Here is a 15,278-nt window from a genome sequence, read left to right on the forward strand (position 1 = left end):
GCACCGCGCGCCACCAGCACGTCAGTCGGCGATCCCCTTGGGGATCGCCTTCTTGACGGAGGGGGCCAGGTCGACGAGCGCACCGGTGGCGTCCTCGCCCTTCGGCACGGTGACCTGGACGTAGGCCAGACGCGAGGCGGTGGTGAGGCGGGTCGTCCCGTCGTCCTGGGGCTCCATCAGCCAGTCGACGCCGTTCACTCCGCCGGCCACCGCCTTCGGGTCGTCGCCCGTCGGCACCTTCGGATCGGACATCTTCACAGGCCGCTCGACACCGCAGCGCAGTATGATCGCCGGGCTTCCCCAGCCCGCCGTCAGCGCGGACCGGGGCTCGGGGTCCGCACGGCGCCGACCGTCCAGGGTCCGCGGCAGCACCTTGTCCAGGTTCCGGCACAGCTTGGTGACCTTCGTGTCCGGGCTCGGAACCGGGACGGACGCGTTGTCGTCTGCTGAGGAGCAGCCCGCGATCGCGATCAGCGTCGCGAGAGCGGGCAGCCCGAGGGAAGCGGTGTGCCGGTGGCGGAAGAAGGTCACCGGCCAAGGGTAGACGGGGGCTACAGGTGCACGACCGGACAGGTCAGGGTGCGGGTGATGCCGTCCACCTGCTGGACCTTGGCCACGACCATGCGGCCGAGTTCGTCCACGGTGTCGGCCTGGGCGCGCACGATCACGTCGTACGGTCCGGTCACGTCCTCGGCCTGGATCACCCCCGGGATCTTGCCGATCGTCTCGGCGACGGTCGACGCTTTGCCGACCTCCGTCTGGATCAGGATGTACGCCTGTACCACGGAACCTCCAGGGCGGCCACGAGGATCATGTGGGGAAAAGGAACGCCACGGTATCGCGTTGCCGCTCGCCGCGGGGAGACCCGCGGTGACTGGGGCTCGCGCGCCGGGGTGGAGGGACTGCGCATGTTGACGGTCAACTCGACCGTACCGAGTACTCAGACGGCTCGCGACCGGGCACGAGCAGCGACAAAGGGAGCACGACGATCATGAAGGGCACCGTGGGCGAGCTGGGGGAGTTCGGGCTCATCCGAGAGCTCACCTCGCGCCTCACCACCACCCCGGCGGTCCGGGTCGGCCCCGGCGACGACGCCGCCGTGGTGGCCGCGCCGGACCGCAGGGTCGTGGCGAGCACCGACATCCTCCTCGAAGGACGTCACTTCCGCCGCGACTGGTCCACGGCGTACGACGTCGGCCGCAAGGCCGCCGCACAGAACCTCGCGGACATCGCCGCGATGGGCGCGGTGCCGACCGCGCTGCTGCTCGGCCTGGTCGTACCGGCCGAACTCCCGGCCACCTGGCCCTCGGAGCTGATGGACGGGCTGCGCGACGAGTGCCAGGTCGCGGGCGCGGCCGTGGTCGGCGGGGACGTCGTACGGGGGGAGACCATCACCGTCGCGATCACCGCGCTCGGCGATCTGCGCAACCACGAGCCGGTCACCCGGGCCGGCGCCCAGCCCGGAGACGTCGTCGCCGTGACGGGCTGGCTGGGCTGGTCCGCGGCCGGGTTCGCGGTGCTCTCCCGGGGCTTCCGCTCGCCGCGTGCCTTCGTCGAGGCGCACCGCCGGCCCGAACCGCCGTACCACGCGGGTCCGGCCGCCGCCGGGCTCGGCGCGACCTCGATGACGGACGTCAGCGACGGGCTGATCGCCGACCTCGGTCACATCGCCGAGGCGAGCAAGGTCCGCATCGACGTCCGCTCCGGCGACATCGACATCCCCTCGCAGATGAACGACATCGGCCAGGCCGTCGGGGTCGACCCCATCCAGTGGGTGCTCACCGGCGGCGAGGACCACGCGATCGTCGCCACCTTCCCGCCCGACGTGAAGCTGCCGGCCCGCTGGAAGGTGATCGGCGAGGTCCTCAACCCCTCGGCCCTGCCCCGGGTGACCGTGGACGGCGCTCCCTGGACGAGCAAGGGCGGCTGGGACCACTTCGGGGACATCGAGTCCTGAGGCTTCCGGCGTCCGGGGTGCACACCCCGGACGCCGGGGCGCTTTCGTGGGCGCGGGGGAGCGGGTACCGGGGCCGTCCGTACGGGAACGGCAAAAAACCCGCCCACCGTGAGGTGGACGGGTTCAGTGCAAGCGAACCAGCAGTGGCCGCGCGCTGGCGGTTGTCAGCGCGTGACCTTGCCGGCCTTGATGCACGAGGTGCAAGCGTTCACGCGCTTCGGCGTCCCGCCCACCACGGTACGGACGCGCTGGATGTTGGGGTTCCAGCGACGCGGTGTACGGCGGTGCGAGTGCGAGATGTTGTTGCCGAAGCCCGGCCCCTTGCCGCAGACGTCGCAGTTGGCAGCCACGGGTCACTCCAAAGACTTCAGATGCACTTACGGTTGATCCCGGCATGCCGAGGATCAAGATCTAGGATCTGAGGGGCGTTGCCAGGGGGATGGCCCGATCGGATCGGGCAACTGGAGCAGCATACAACGACTGCGTCCGGAGAACGAAACTACCATGATCTGCCGGTTGTCACTCCGCCCTCCCCGGCCCCGGGGGCCTCTACCGGCAGTAACCCGTTCTGGGTCTACGCTGCGTCCCACGTCCGGCAGATCGAGGAGGCGCAGGTGCCGCAGGTGCCGCAGACGTTCGATGCTCTCGCGGTGCGCACCTGGTGCGGGCTCGCGCTCAGGGCCCTGGGCCGTGCGCGCGAGGAGATCGACGCGATCAACGTCTATCCGGTCGCCGACGGGGACACCGGGACGAACCTGTATCTGACGGTGGAGTCGGCCGCCGCCGCGGTCGAGGCGGTGTTCACGGCGTACGAGGCGGTCCCCGCGGCCCCCGGCGCGGGCGGTGTCTCGCTCCCCGACGCCGTACGGGCGATGGCGCACGGCGCGCTGATCGGCGCCCGGGGCAACTCCGGGACGATCCTCGCGCAGCTGCTGCGGGGCATGGCCCAGGTGCTCGCCGCCGACGGTGAGACGGCTCACACCGACGGCCGGGCCCTGGCCCTCGCCCTGCGGAACGCCGCCGACTCGGCCCGCGGGGCCGTCGCGCACCCCGTCGAGGGCACGGTCCTCACCGTCGCCTCGGCCGCGGCCGACGCCGCCTCCTCCGTCGAGGGGGACCCCGGCGCGGTCGCGCTCGCGGCCCACGAGGGAGCGCTCGCCGCGCTCGCCGCGACCCCCCGACAGCTCGCCGTGCTGGAGCACGCCGGTGTGGTCGACGCGGGCGGCCGGGGACTGGTGGCGGTGCTCGCGGCCCTGGTGGAGACGTTCACGGGGGAGGCGCCGAGAGGGCTTCCGGCCGGCGCCGGGCTTCCCCGGCCGGGCACGGGGGCCGTCCCCGGCGCCTCCGGCACGGGCGCGACCGGTCCGGCCACCGCGCCGGCCGCTCCGACCGGCGCCGGCGCCGGGACAGCGGCTGCGCGGGGCCACGGGCCCGGTTCGGCGGAGGAGGCCGACGCGACGGGTGCCTGTGCCGACGGGGCCGCGGAGGAAGGCCATCCCGCCTTCGAGGTCATCTACCTCCTGGAGGCGCGGGACTCCGCCGTGGACCGGCTGCGGGACCGGCTCGACGCCCTCGGGGACTCCCTCGTCGTGGTCGGCGGCGACGGCCTGTGGAACGTGCACGTCCATGTGGACGACGCGGGCGCGGCCGTCGAAGCGGGCATCGAGGCCGGGCGCCCCTACCGCATCCGCATCACCCACTTCGGGCTCGGCGACGCCCACACCGGGGCCGGCGCCGGGCGTCCGCCCCGGGAGCGCGCGCAGCGGGCCGTCGTGGCCGTCGTACCCGGCGAGGGACTGGCCGGGCTCTACGCCGAGGCCGGGGCCACCACCGTGCTCGCGCGGCCGGACGAGCCGCCCGCCAGCGGGGAGCTCGTGGAGGCCGTACGACGGGCCCACGCCCGCGAGGTGGTGCTGCTGCCCAACGACGCCGACCTGCGGCACACCGCGGCGGCCGCCGCCGAACAGGCCCGCGCCGAGGGCGTACGGGTCGCCCTGATCCCCACCCGGTCCGCGGTGCAGGGCATCGCCGCGCTGGCCGTGCACGAACCGGACCGGCGCTTCGACGAGGACGTCGTCGCCATGACCTCGGCCGCGGGCGCCACCCGGTACGCCGAGGTCGCCGTCGCCGAGCGGCAGTCCTGGACCATGGCCGGCATCTGCCAGGCCGGGGACGTCCTCGGCCTCGTCGACGGCGACGTGGCCGTCATCGGCACCGACGTCACCGCCACCGCCGAGACGGTCCTCGACCGCATGCTCGCGGCGGGCGGCGAGATGGTCACCCTGGTCCTCGGCGACGACGCGCCCGACACCATCGCCGCGCACCTGGAGTCACGGGTGCGCGAGGCGTACCTCGCCGTGGACACGGTGGTCTACCGGGGCGGACGGCAGGGCGCGCTGCTGCTGATCGGGGTCGAGTAGCGCCCGGGGGACACCGGTGTTCCGGCGGTCAGGCGTTCGCCGGAACCGCCGGGCGCGGGGCCTCCTCGGCGCCGGCCGCCCGGTGGGCGCGTTCGAGGGCCTGCCCCCAGTAGGTCCCGGCGACCATCAGGGCGGCACCCAGCGCGGTCGCGACACCGAGGTGCTCGCCGCCGAGGCCGATGCCGACCGCGACCGCCCACACCGGCTCGGTCCCCAGCAGCAGACTGGCCCGGCTCGCGGAACTGCGCTGCACCGCCCACGTCTGCGCCAGGAACGCGAACACGCTGCAGAACAGGGCGAGATGGAGCAGCTGCGCACAGCCCGAGGCGCCCAGGCCGCCGAGAGCGGACAGGGAGCCGGCCGCGGGCACCGCGAACAGGACGGTGCCGACGGCCGTCTGGACGGTCGTGACGTGCAGCGGCCGCACCGGACGACGGGCGGTGAGCCGCCCCACCAGCGCCACATGGGCCGCACGGACCAGGGCGGCGGCGAGGATCAGCAGATCACCGCTCCGGGGCTGGTGGAAGCCGCTGACGGACACCAGGAGGGCGACGGCGAGCAGACACAGGCCGGTGGCCGCGAAGTAGCGCGGCGGCAGCCCCGCCGTCCCGGACCGGCGGTCCAGCAGCGGGGTGAGCACGATGGTCAGGCTGATCAGCAGGCCGGCGTTGCCCGCGCTGGTGTGCGCGACCCCGTACGTCTCCAGGACCAGCACGGCGGCCTGGGTGAGCCCCAGCACCGTCCCGGCCCGCAGCTCGTCACGCGTGCAGCGCCTCGTCCGGCGCCGGGAGAGGACGAGCGCGGCACAGGCGACGGCGGAGACGCCGTACCGCGCGAACAGGACGACCAGGACGGGGAACGCCGACGTGGCCGACTTGGCGGCCAGATAACTGGACCCCCAGACGGCGGCGACGAGGAGAAGCACCGCGTCGGTGCTGCGGACTCGGGACACGCCCACACGCTCCCTTACCCCGACACTGAAGCCCAGTACGAAGTTGTTCAGGGTCTTTTAAGCATCACTACACTGTGCGGGTGAACGAGCGACAGCTGCGGATCCTGCGGGAACTGGGCGAACTCGGAAGCGTCACCGCCGTGGCGGAGGCGCTGCTGATGACGCCGTCGGCCATCTCGCAGCACCTGCGCCTGCTCCAGCGCTCGATCCCGGTCCCGCTCACCGAACGCGACGGACGGCGCCTGGTCCTGACGGACGCCGGGCGGGTGCTGGCCGGTGCGGCGATCGAGGTGGAGAGCGCCCTCGCCCGGGCCCGGACCTGCGTGGACGAGTTCGTCGACGCGCCGGCCGGGGACGTGTCGGTGGCCGCCTTCCACAGCGCGGCCGCCACGTTCTTCCCGGTCCTGCTGCGCGACCGCGACCCCGGGGCACCGCGGCTCTCGCTCGCCGACGAGGACGTGGCGCAGGACCACTTTCCCCGGCTGACCCGGGAGTACGACCTCGTCGTCGCCCACCACCTCGCGCACACACCGCCCTGGCCGCGCACCGTCACCGCGACCACGCTGCTGAGCGAACCCCTCGACGTCGCCCTGCCGGCCGGCCACCCGCTGGCCCGGCGGGAGAGCCTGACCCCGGCCGACGTCGCGGGGCTGCCCTGGATCACCGTGCACGACGGCTTTCCGCTGATGGCCACCGTCGACGCCGTCGCGACCGCCGCGAACCGGCGGCTCGACATCGTCCACCGCGTCAACGAGTTCACCGTGGTCGCTGAGCTCGTCGCCGCGGGCGGCGGGGTCGCCCTGATGCCCCGCTGGACCACGCGCCCGCATCCCGCGCTGGTCCTCAGACCCCTGACCGGGGTCCACGCGGTGCGCCGCATCGACGTGCTCCACCGCCCCGAACGCGCGGCCCGCAAGGCCGTACGAACGGTCCTCACCGAACTCCGCAGAGCGGCGGCGGAACTCCGCACCATGGACACCACGACACCGGGTTCGGGCGGGGAGTAGGACGCTCCCGGTGCAGGGCGCACCGCGCTCACGCCGACCGCTCGGCTGCGCCGGCAACACCGTGCAACCGGGCTCCGCCGGGGAGCGGGTGCGCCCGTCGGGTGTGGGGGGCGCCCGTGGCCATGCGGGCTGCGATGGAGTCGGGCGGCATTGTGGAGTTCACGTCCGCTGGGAAGTGGGTGCGTCGGCCGGGTGCGGGGTCGCCCGTGCCCATGCCAGCTCTGACGGAGTGGGGCGCAGCGTGGAGTTCGCGTTCGCCGGGGAGCGGGTGCGTCGGCCGGGTGTGGGGGTCGCCCGTGGCCATGGCGGCTGCGGCGGAGTCGGGCGGCACCGTGGAGTCTGCTTCGCCGGGGAGCCGCCACGCCGACCCGCTGCCACGGCCACCAAGTGCTGGGCCGCCGACGCCGCCGACAGCGTCGAACCCGGGTCCACCGGATGTCGTACGCCGCCGGTGCGGTGCCGCCGAGCCCGGCCCGGCCGGGTCGCGGGAGGTTCCCGCGGCCCGACGCCCCGACGCCCCGACGCCCCGACGCCCCGACGCCCCGACGCCCGGGCACCCCGACGCCCGGGCACCCGGTCCGGCCGGGCCCCGGTTCGGCCGGGCCCCGGTGTTCTACGCGGGCTTCTCCTGCGGGTCGGGGGCCTCCGCCAGGGCGAGGAGCTTCTCGGCCTCGGTCCGGCGGGCCTCGGCGAGCTCGCCCTCCAGGCGGTCGGCCAGGGTCAGCGCCGTGCGGGCGCGTGCCGAGGCCGCCTCGCGCCGTCCCAGGTCGGTCTCCAGCCAGCCCGCCGCCAGCTCGGCCCCGGTCCGGGCCCCGAGCAGGGCGTCCCCGAGGGAGGCGAACACGGCGATCGCCCGGTCCATGTGCCCGAGCGCCTCCTCGAACACCTCCCGTGCGGCGCCCTCCTCGGCGGCGTCCGGTACGGAACGGGCCACCAGATCGCCGAACTGCCGGTGAGTGTGCCCGAGTTCGGCGACCAGGCGGTGCCTCGCGGCCGCGGCCGGGTCCTCGTGCCCGTCCGGAGCCCCCGCCTCCGCCCCGGGGCCGTCGTCGGCTCCGGGGCGGGGTCCGGCCGCCGACTCGCACTCCAGGACCGCCCGCGCCATCAGCTCCCGCGCCTCGCCGAGCCCTCCGTCCCGCCGGGCCGCACCCCACGCGCGGGCCCGGAGCGTCCGGACCACGGCGTCGGTGTTCCCCAGCTCGCGCCACAGGTCGCACGCGCGGGCGTACGCCTGATCCGCCTCGGCGGTCATCCCGGCGTGCAGGAGCGCCTCGGCCGCGAGGTTCGCGAGCATCGCGTGGTCGCGCTGCTCGGGCCAGTGCCGGGCTACGTCGGCCGCGCGCAGCCAGTGCTCGGCGGCCCCGCGGTGTTCGCCGAGCTCGGTCAGACAGTCCCCGAGCCACCAGCGGGTCTGCACGATCGAGCCCTCGCCGTGCATCTCGGCGGTCAGGTCGGGCAGCGCCGACTCCAGGATCTCCGCGGCCTCCGCCCACCGCCCCTGGCGGAGCAGGAACCCGCCGAGGTGGTGGCGCGCCCAGGCGCCGAACGTGGCGGCCTCGCCCGCCTCGTCGGCCCAGTGCGCGGCCTCCAGCGCGTGCTCCGCGGCCGGTCCGGGGCGCCCCCCGGCGGCGAGCGTCTCGGCGAGCCGCAGGTGCAGCTGGGCCCGGCCGGCGGGCTCCAGATGGGTCGCCCCGTGCTCCAGCGCGTCGCGCGTCGCCCGCTCCGCCGTCTCCATGTCGCCGAGGTGCGTGGCGATCGCGGCGAGCCGGGAGTCGTACTCGACGGCGAACCACGGCAGCCCCGCCGCGACGAAGCCGTCGACGGCGCGCCGGAGGAATCCGGCGGCCCCCTCGGCGTCGTCCGCGCGGGCGGCGAGCTCCCCGAGCATCGCGTAGGCCTCGGCGGCCCGCGACGCGAGCCCCACGTCGTCCCCGGCGTGCGGCTCGGCGAGGGCCAGCAGCTCCCGCGCGGCCTCCTCGGCGACGGCCAGGACGTCACCGTCGGCGTCGCCGCCGGGGACCGGCCGCCCCTCCACCGCGGCGCTCTCCAGCTCGTCCACCCGGTGCATCAGCGTCCGCGCCCGGCTCACCAGCACCGACGCCGTCTGCGATACCTGCGTGCCACCCTCGGCGAACAGGGCGAGCACCTCGCCGCGCAGTTCCGCGGCGCTCTCCAGCGACCCCGCCGCACCGCCCGACAGGGCCCCGACGAACGCGGCGCGGGAACGCGCCGCCAGTGCCTCACCGGGGTCGCCCGCCTCGGCGTACAGCTCGGCGGCCCGCAGGAAGTGACCGGAGCCGCCCGGACCGAGACCCATCGCCTCGTGATCGGCGATCTCCGCCCGGTCGCGGACGTCCAGCTCCCGGCCCTCGGCGGCCCGCGAGACGGCCTCCCACGCCCCGACCGCGTCCGGGTTCCGCAGCGCCGAGAGCCGCCGGGCCTCGGCGAGCAGCGCGTCCAGGTCCGGTGCGCCGGCCTCCGCCGCGGCGGCCGGCACGGCCACCGGCACCGGCCGGGGGGAACCGGCGCGTGCCGCCGCACCGGCGGAGCGGACGCCCAGCGGCAGCCGTTCGACCAGCACCGGCTGGTCCATGCGCGCACGGGCCCGCTCGCCGATGTACGGCGTGCCGTTGCGCTCGTCGAACCGGGCCCCCAGTGCCAGCGCCTCCTCGCGCGCGTGGACGGCCAGTTCCGCAGCCGTCCACTCCCGCCCCGCGGGCCCCGGAACCGGCTGCCCGCCCAGTCCGAGCGCGGTCAGCCGGTCCATCGTGAGCGCCACGACGGCCATGAAGTCCAGCCGGCTGCGCGGGTCCCCGGAGTCCGTGAAATAGGCCGGGTGCTCCGCCAGCAGCTCCAGGGCACGCGCCTCGTTGCCGGTCAGGGCGCAGAACTCCACATGGTCGGCGAACGCGCCCCGCATGCTCTCCATGGACCGCACCAGCCGGAAACCCCGCAGATGGTGGGCGCGCGCCTCCTCCGTACGTCCCAGCCGCAGCAGCGGCAGCAGCGAGGACGCGAGGGCGGTGTGCGGCTCGTGGGCGCAGGTGTACTCGCCCTGGAGCACCGGCGCCCACAGCTCCAGCGCCTCCTCGTCCGCGCCGCGCACGGCCCGCCACCACCCCTGCCCGTGCAGCTCGCACGCGTGGCAGTCGGCCATCGAGTCCCGGTCCGCGGCCATCCAGGCGCCGTACGCCAGCTCGGCCCGCTCCAGGTCGCCCAGATGGGCGGCGACGCTGAACTCGGCGCTACGCACGGCCCGTTCGGAGTGGCCCGCGAGACGATAGCGCCGCTCCATCTCGCCGAGCCACTTCTCTATGGAGGCGAGCGGGACGTGCGGCTGGTCGAGCATGCCCGCGGACATCCACTTGAAGACCCAGTGCAGCGAGTGGATCTCGAACTCGTCGAAGTCCTCCGGGTGTTCGTCCCACATGCGCAGCAGGCGGGCGAAGGGGACGAACATCTTCCCCTTCTCGGAGCTGTAGTTGTACACCTTCAGCTGGTGTCCGAGCGCCTCGATGACGGCGAGCGGGACGTCCAGCTTCTCGGCCTCAGCGAGCAGCTGCTCGGCGCGCGCGTTGCGGCCCGGCCCCTCCGGCTGCTCGTAGTTGTCCGCCATCGCCCGGCGCAGTGTGTCGAAGTCCATGGCCGGGCTCATCGCCGGTCGTCCTTTCCGGGGTCGGTGTGGGTGGCCCACTCCAGCAGGCCGATGAAGGCGCGGTTCAGCAGCGCCGAGTCCGCCGGCCGCAGCGGGCGCTGGGCCATCAGCAGCGCCTGTCCGTACAGGGACTCCGTGGCCGTACCGATCAGCTCCGGGTCGCCGAGCGAACTGATCCGGCGGATCAGCGGGTTGAGGTGGTTGAGGACCAGACGCGCGCGCGGGGTGCTGCCGCGCAGCGAGCCGAGAATGCCCGCCCACAGGTCGTCGGCCTGCTCCTCGGCCTCCGCACGGGCCTGCTCGTGCCGGGCCGCCCGGTCGTCCAGATGCAGGGCCGGCACCGACAGCGGATGGAACGCGCGCAGCACCACGTCGCAGTTCAGCGGGTCGAGCCGGGACCGCGCGGCCGCGAGGAAGCCCGCCAGCGCCAGCTCCTCGGCCGGGTCCACCGTGTCCAGGTGGGCCGTGACGGTGTCCGCGTCCAGCTCCGAGACGGCCGTGCCCGGACGCACGGCGGGCAGCGCCTCGACCAGCTCGCTGTCGTACGTGTAGCCGCCGTTGACGACCCCGACCCCCTGCGCGGAGGCGATCGGCGCGACCTGCCGGTACTCCTCGACGGTCCGCGTGAAGTGCACCACCGGGTGCCGCTGCGCGAACTCCTCCAGGGACAGCCGACCGTCGCTCGTCTCGAACGGCAGCCACGGCAGCATCGTGCGCAGCATCTCGGGGTCGTGCCGCGCCAGCGACTTCACCCCCAGGTGGTGCACGGACAGGAAGGCGGCCAGCCGCTCCGGGTCGTTCGCCGCCAGCCCGGTCAGCCAGGACCGGATGCGCTCGCCGAGCGCCTCCCGCACGGCGGCGAGCGTCTCGTCCTCGTACAGCGACTCGCGGGACGCCGTGGGCCGCAGACTGTCCGTGTCGAGGACGCAGCGCACGAAGAACGCCCAGTCGGGCAGCAGCTGTTCGGCCCGCTCGGTGAGCAGCATGCCCTTCAGGTGCACCCGGTGGCTCGCGCGCTGCGCGGGCGAGACCGCCGTCGGCAGGACGTAGGCCACGCCCCGGACACCGGCGAGCGGCACGTCCAGGTCGATCGAGTCCAGCGGAGTGAATCCGAACAGCTCCCGGCAGTGCCGGGCCAGGGCGACCCGGCGTCCGGCCGGGCTCGGGTAGGGCCGGTCCCAGGGCGCGGGAAGGTCCGCGACCGGCTCGTCGCCGACACGTACGTCGTACGGCAGCAGGGCCCCGAAGTCGCGCGCCAGCGTCCGCACCCGCTCCGGGCTCAGCCACTCGCCGGCCCCGGCCCGCGCCACCAGGTGCACGGTGGTCCCGGGCTCGGCCCGCGCCTCCCGGGGCAGGGTGCGCACGGTGTACGAGCCGTCGTCGGCCGCGGTCCACTCGACCGGCACCGCGTCGGGCGTCCGGGCGCTGAGGCTGACCACCCGGATCCGCTCGGCGACGACGAAGCACGCCAGCAGCCCGATGCCGAACTGGCCGAGGAAGTCCGAACGCGCCGACTCCAGGCCGTCGTTCCGCTTGGAGCTGCGGCCGATGGTCGCCAGCAGGCTGTGCACGTCGGACTCGGTGAGCCCGACGCCGGAGTCCTCCACCCGCAGGGTCCCGCCTTCGGCGTACAGCCGTACCGCGGCCGGCGCGTCCGGCTGCTCGGCGCGCCGCGCGGTGATCGCGTCGACGGCGTTCTGCAGCAGCTCGCGCAGATAGACCTTCGGGCTGGAGTAGAGGTGATGGGAGAGGAGGTCGACCAGACCGCGCAGGTCGACCTGGAACGTGTGAGGTGACGGGGAGGCCTGGGACGGCTGTGAGGTCTGGGAGTCCATCGTCGCTGCGCCGGTCGGTGGGGGGACGGGCGACGGCGCGGGGTCGGGCGGTCCCGGGGGAGGTGACCGCGAAGAGGGCCGGAGCGCGTCATCCTAGGCCCGGAACCAGCCGTCTGACCAGCGGATTTCCAGGACGTATACGGCAATGTCAGTGCGGTGGTGTGCAATGGATCTCGTGCCCGTGCTCGAAGAACCACTGAAGAAGGCGCTCGGTGCCGCCACCGCGAAGGTGATGGCCGAGCACCTCGGCCTGCACACCGTCGGCGACCTGCTGCACCACTACCCCCGCAGATACGAGGAGCGCGGGCAGCTCACCCACCTCGCCGACCTGCCGATGGACGAGCACGTGACGGTGGTCGCCCAGGTCGCCGACGCCCGGCTGCACACCTTCGCCTCCGCCAAGGCGCCCCGCGGCAAGGGCCAGCGCCTGGAGGTCACCATCACGGACGGCAGCGGCCGCGTCCAGCTGGTCTTCTTCGGCAACGGCGTGCACAAGCCCCACAAGGACCTGCTGCCCGGCACCCGCGCGATGTTCTCCGGCAAGGTCTCCGTCTTCAACCGCCGCCTCCAGCTCGCCCACCCCGCCTACGAACTGCTGCGCGGCGAGGACGACGAGGCCGCGGAGAGCGTCGACAGCTGGGCCGGCGCCCTCATCCCGATCTACCCGGCCACCGCCAAGCTGGAGTCCTGGAAGATCGCCAAGTCCGTGCAGACGGTGCTGCCCAGCGCCCAGCAGGCGGTCGACCCCCTCCCGGACCCGCTGCGCGACGGCCGCGGCCTGGTGAGCCTCCCCGAGGCCCTCCTCAAGATCCACCGCCCGGGCACCAAGGCCGACATCCACGACGCCCGCGCCCGCCTCAAGTGGGACGAGGCCTTCGTCCTCCAGGTCGCCCTGGCCCGCCGCCGGCACGCCGACACCCAGCTCCCGGCCGTCGCCCGCAAGCCCCTGCCCGACGGCCTGCTGACCGCCTTCGACGCCCGGCTGCCCTTCACCCTCACCGAGGGCCAGCAGAAGGTCTCCCGCGAGATCTTCGACGGCCTCGCCACCGAACACCCGATGCACCGCCTGCTCCAGGGAGAGGTGGGTTCCGGGAAGGCCCAGCCTCTTGACGCGACCGTGCTGACACCCACGGGCTTCCGGCGGATGGGGGACCTGAGGGAGGGCGACGAGGTTGTCGTGCCCGACGGCGGGACCGCCCTGATCGACGGAGTCTTCCCTCAGGGAGTGAGGGATGTCTGGCGCATGGTCCTCTCCGACGGAAGTTCCGTGGAGTGCGACGACGAGCATCTCTGGATCGTCGACACCAGTTGTGGCTGGCACCGGGGACAGACGCCCAAGACCCTGACCACCCGGGAGATCCGGCTCGACACGTTCAAGGCGAACGGATCGTCGAAGTGGTACGTCCCCGTCGCGGCTCCCGTCGATCTCGGACTGGAGGCCGGGTTGCCACTCGATCCCTATCTGCTCGGGCTTCTGCTGGGCGACGGTTCGTTCCGGCACAACCTCCGCCTGTCCACGATCGATGACGAGATCCGCGAGGCGGCGGCAGGCGCTGTCGCGCCCGACTGCCGTCTGGTCCCGGTGACCGGATCCCGCTGCGACTACACGATTCAGTTGAAAGAGCGGGCCGGAGGTGTTCGGAATCCCGTGATCCAGGCGCTGCGGGACCTGGATCTGTGGGGAACGACGTCTCACAGCAAATTCGTCCCCGAGAAATTCAAGAACACGTCGATCAAGAACAGACTCGCCCTCCTTCAAGGGCTGCTGGACACGGACGGCACGGTGCAGAAGAACGGGATGAGTATCTCCTTCTGCTCTGTTTCGCCCAGGCTCGCAGAGGACGTCGCGTGGCTCGTGCGCTCACTCGGCGGCCGAGCCCGGGTGTTGCCCAAGAAGGCCGCCTTCAATGTCTCGGTGGCAATGCCTGACGAATACGCACCGTTCCAGCTGTCCCGCAAGGCTGACCGGGTCCGCCTTCGTCCGAAATACAACACGTTCCGACGCGGCGTTCGGGCTGTCGAATATGTGGGCCGCAAACCGGTCCAGTGCATCAGCGTCGCTCACCCGAGCCACGCCTACGTCACCGACAACTTCACAGTCACGCACAACACGATGGTCGCCCTGCGGGCCATGCTCGCCGTCGTCGACGCGGGTGGGCAGGCCGCCATGCTCGCGCCCACCGAGGTGCTCGCCCAGCAGCACCACCGTTCGGTCACCGAGATGATGGGCGAGCTGGCCCAGGGCGGCATGCTCGGCGGGGCCGAGCACGCGACGAAGGTCGTGCTGCTCACCGGCTCCATGGGCGCGGCGGCCCGCCGCCAGGCGCTGCTCGACCTGGTCACCGGCGAGGCCGGGATCGTGATCGGCACCCACGCGCTGATCGAGGACAAGGTGCAGTTCCACGATCTGGGCCTGGTCGTCGTCGACGAACAGCACCGCTTCGGGGTCGAGCAGCGCGACGCCCTGCGCGGCAAGGGCAAACAGCCCCCGCACCTGCTCGTCATGACCGCCACCCCCATCCCGCGCACGGTCGCCATGACGGTCTTCGGCGACCTCGAGACCTCGGTCCTCGACCAGCTCCCCGCCGGCCGTTCGCCGATCGCCAGCCATGTCGTCCCGGCCGCCGACAAACCCCATTTCCTCGCCCGCGCGTGGGAGCGCGTGCGCGAGGAGGTGGAGAACGGCCACCAGGCGTACGTCGTCTGCCCCCGCATCGGCGACGAGGAGGACGACCCGAAGAAGGGCGCCCGGAAGAAGTCCCCCGAGGACGAGGCGGAGAAGCGCCCGCCGCTGGCCGTCCTGGACGTCGCCGACCAGCTCGCCAAGGGCCCCCTCCAGGGCCTGCGGGTCGAGGTCCTGCACGGCAGGATGCACCCGGACGACAAGGACGCCGTGATGCGCCGCTTCGCCGCGGGCGAGACCCACGTCCTGGTCGCCACCACCGTCATCGAGGTCGGGGTGAACGTACCGAACGCGACCGCCATGGTGATCATGGACGCCGACCGCTTCGGCGTCTCCCAGCTCCACCAGCTGCGCGGCCGGGTCGGCCGCGGCTCGGCGGCGGGCCTGTGCCTGCTGGTCTCCGAGATGCCCGAGGCGAGCCCCGCCCGGCAGCGGCTGAACGCGGTGGCCTCCACCCTGGACGGCTTCGAGCTCTCCCGCATCGACCTCGAACAGCGCCGCGAGGGCGACGTCCTCGGCCAGGCCCAATCCGGCGTCCGCTCCTCGCTGCGGATGCTCGCCGTCATCGAGGACGAGGAGATCATCGCCGAGGCCCGCGACGAGGCCACCGCGGTCGTCGCCGCGGACCCTGACCTCACGGACCTGCCCGGCCTGCGCGTCGCCCTGGACGCCCTCCTGGACGAGGAACGGGAGCAGTACCTGGACAAGGGCTGAGCGGCGCCGACCGTCCGGCGGCTGAGAGACTGGGAGGAACCGACCACCCCCAGCG

The 15,278-nt window shown here is 73.6% G+C and carries 10 protein-coding genes; 4 read left to right on the forward strand and 6 right to left on the reverse strand.

What is annotated here, in order from left to right:
• Positions 1–21: 21 nt before the first annotated feature.
• Both IO36_RS32125 and IO36_RS32130 read right to left on the reverse strand, forming a co-directional pair.
• On the reverse strand, positions 22–531 hold the full coding sequence (locus IO36_RS32125) for a DUF3515 domain-containing protein (RefSeq protein ID WP_037625028.1): 510 nt from the start codon (positions 529–531) through the stop codon (positions 22–24).
• A gap of 20 nt (positions 532–551) precedes the next feature.
• Positions 552–785 carry an Lrp/AsnC family transcriptional regulator gene (locus IO36_RS32130; protein ID WP_037625030.1) on the reverse strand — a complete coding sequence of 78 codons (234 nt, stop codon included), beginning with the start codon at positions 783–785 and terminating at the stop codon, positions 552–554.
• A 206-nt stretch (positions 786–991) separates the two neighbouring features.
• On the opposite strand from IO36_RS32130, the gene IO36_RS32135 reads away from it, so the two are divergent.
• Positions 992–1,957 (forward strand): thiamine-phosphate kinase, encoded by a 966-nt coding sequence (locus IO36_RS32135; RefSeq protein WP_037625032.1) that lies wholly within the window; start codon positions 992–994, stop codon positions 1,955–1,957.
• A gap of 164 nt (positions 1,958–2,121) precedes the next feature.
• Here the strand turns inward: IO36_RS32135 and rpmB are convergent, their stop codons facing one another.
• Entirely contained in the window at positions 2,122–2,307 is a 186-nt protein-coding gene (gene rpmB / locus IO36_RS32140; RefSeq protein ID WP_037625034.1) for a 50S ribosomal protein L28, read from the reverse strand.
• Between the two features lie 264 nt (positions 2,308–2,571).
• Here rpmB and IO36_RS32145 point away from each other — a divergent pair, with 264 nt between their 5' ends.
• Positions 2,572–4,377 carry a DAK2 domain-containing protein gene (locus IO36_RS32145; RefSeq protein ID WP_037625036.1) on the forward strand — a complete coding sequence of 602 codons (1,806 nt, stop codon included), beginning with the start codon at positions 2,572–2,574 and terminating at the stop codon, positions 4,375–4,377.
• A gap of 28 nt (positions 4,378–4,405) precedes the next feature.
• On the opposite strand, the gene IO36_RS32150 is transcribed toward IO36_RS32145, so the two are convergent.
• Positions 4,406–5,329 carry a DMT family transporter gene (locus IO36_RS32150; protein WP_037625178.1) on the reverse strand — a complete coding sequence of 308 codons (924 nt, stop codon included), beginning with the start codon at positions 5,327–5,329 and terminating at the stop codon, positions 4,406–4,408.
• 80 nt (positions 5,330–5,409) lie between these two features.
• Here IO36_RS32150 and IO36_RS32155 point away from each other — a divergent pair, with 80 nt between their 5' ends.
• The gene (locus tag IO36_RS32155) at positions 5,410–6,336 is read left to right on the forward strand and encodes a LysR family transcriptional regulator (protein WP_037625180.1); all 927 of its coding nucleotides are present in this window, start codon (positions 5,410–5,412) and stop codon (positions 6,334–6,336) included.
• 613 nt (positions 6,337–6,949) lie between these two features.
• Here IO36_RS32155 and IO36_RS32160 read toward each other — a convergent pair.
• Positions 6,950–9,991 (reverse strand): tetratricopeptide repeat protein, encoded by a 3,042-nt coding sequence (locus tag IO36_RS32160; protein WP_209441298.1) that lies wholly within the window; start codon positions 9,989–9,991, stop codon positions 6,950–6,952.
• On the reverse strand, positions 9,988–11,826 hold the full coding sequence (locus IO36_RS32165) for an HSP90 family protein (RefSeq protein WP_037625038.1): 1,839 nt from the start codon (positions 11,824–11,826) through the stop codon (positions 9,988–9,990). The genes IO36_RS32160 and IO36_RS32165 overlap by 4 nt, the downstream gene beginning before the upstream one ends.
• 166 nt (positions 11,827–11,992) lie before the next feature.
• On the opposite strand from IO36_RS32165, the gene IO36_RS32170 reads away from it, so the two are divergent.
• A complete protein-coding gene (locus IO36_RS32170; RefSeq protein ID WP_037625041.1) occupies positions 11,993–15,223 on the forward strand; it encodes a helicase-related protein in 3,231 nt (1,076 codons plus the stop codon).
• Positions 15,224–15,278: the final 55 nt, after the last annotated feature.

The sequence above is a fragment of the Streptomyces aureus genome (assembly GCF_000725495.1).
GTDB classification, from domain to species: Bacteria; Actinomycetota; Actinomycetes; order Streptomycetales; family Streptomycetaceae; genus Streptomyces; species Streptomyces aureus_B.